This window comes from Phocaeicola sp. RTP21198st1_B8_RTP21198_201120 (assembly GCF_040929485.1).
GTDB classification, from domain to species: domain Bacteria; phylum Bacteroidota; class Bacteroidia; order Bacteroidales; family Bacteroidaceae; genus Phocaeicola; species Phocaeicola dorei.
Genome location: NZ_JBCOCI010000303.1, coordinates 522 through 1,544, shown reverse-complemented (window position 1 = coordinate 1,544; position 1,023 = coordinate 522). Strand labels below are relative to the sequence as shown.

Here is a 1,023-nt window from a genome sequence, read left to right as displayed (position 1 = left end):
GGATAGAGTGATAGGTACAAAAGGTACTCCAGCACGCGAAAAATATGAGACTGATATTAATAACTTTCTTATAGGTGAGGCTATTAAACGGGCGAGAGAGGCCAAGAATCTTACCCAAGAACAATTAGGTGAGCTTATGGGGGTTAAAAGGGCACAAATCTCGAAAATAGAAAGTGGGAAAAGTATATCCTTTTCTACTATTGTAAGAGCATTCAAGGCAATGGGCGTGAAAACGGCAAGCTTGGAACTTGGTTCTTTGGGCAAAGTGGCTCTTTGGTAAATACTATTTTTGTCTTACCTAATAAACAGTAACCTATGTCTGTTGATGTTATAAAGCAGGAACTATTGTCGAAATTGAAGCAGGAACATTGCTTCTGGTCGTACAATGAAGATTCAATCAAAGATATTCCAGATGATATGCTGATTGAAAAAACGTTGTTGCATCTTGATTTAGAGGAAATTAATCAGCTTTTTTTGGTTTATCCTTTCAAGAAAATCAAGCAGGTATGGCTGGATTATCTCATTCCACAAGAGGAATATCTCTATACGTTGAACCGTTTTTTTGCATGGTACTATTTTAAAGCAAAGAAACCGGACGCTTATATAAAATCTATGGCTACTCGTCGCCTAAACAAAATACTTCTATGAAAGGATTAGCTCCACACACACTGCAGATTTTTGAAGCGGTTTCCCAATTGGATTGCATAAAACCTTATCTTCTGGTCGGTGGAACTGCCTTGTCTTTACAAATCGGAACTCGTCAGAGTGAGGATTTGGATTTTATGAAGTGGCGCACTTCCAAGATAGAGAAGATGGAGGTAGCTTGGTATCAGATAGAGAAAGAACTAGCTACGATTGGAGAGATTCAGCATAAAGATATTCTGGATATAGATCATGTGGAATATCTTGTGTCAGGAGTGAAATTTTCGTTTTATGCTTGCCCTAAATATTCTCCGGTAAGTGAGCCGGTAAGCTACCTGAATAATCTGAAACTGGCTGATGTGAAATCTATCGGAGCAATGA

Annotated in this window: 3 protein-coding genes; all 3 read left to right on the top strand. The window is 38.4% G+C overall.

Annotated elements, in window-relative coordinates; all coding sequences use genetic code 11:
• The coding region (locus AB5935_RS25690) for a helix-turn-helix domain-containing protein (RefSeq protein WP_368327836.1) at positions 1-280 on the top strand (280 nt) is incomplete at its 5' end.
• A 35-nt stretch (positions 281-315) separates the two neighbouring features.
• The gene (locus AB5935_RS25685) at positions 316-648 is read left to right on the top strand and encodes a hypothetical protein (RefSeq protein ID WP_004296693.1); all 333 of its coding nucleotides are present in this window, start codon (positions 316-318) and stop codon (positions 646-648) included.
• The coding region (locus AB5935_RS25680) for a nucleotidyl transferase AbiEii/AbiGii toxin family protein (RefSeq protein WP_410525550.1) at positions 645-1,023 on the top strand (379 nt) is incomplete at its 3' end. The genes AB5935_RS25685 and AB5935_RS25680, both read left to right, overlap by 4 nt.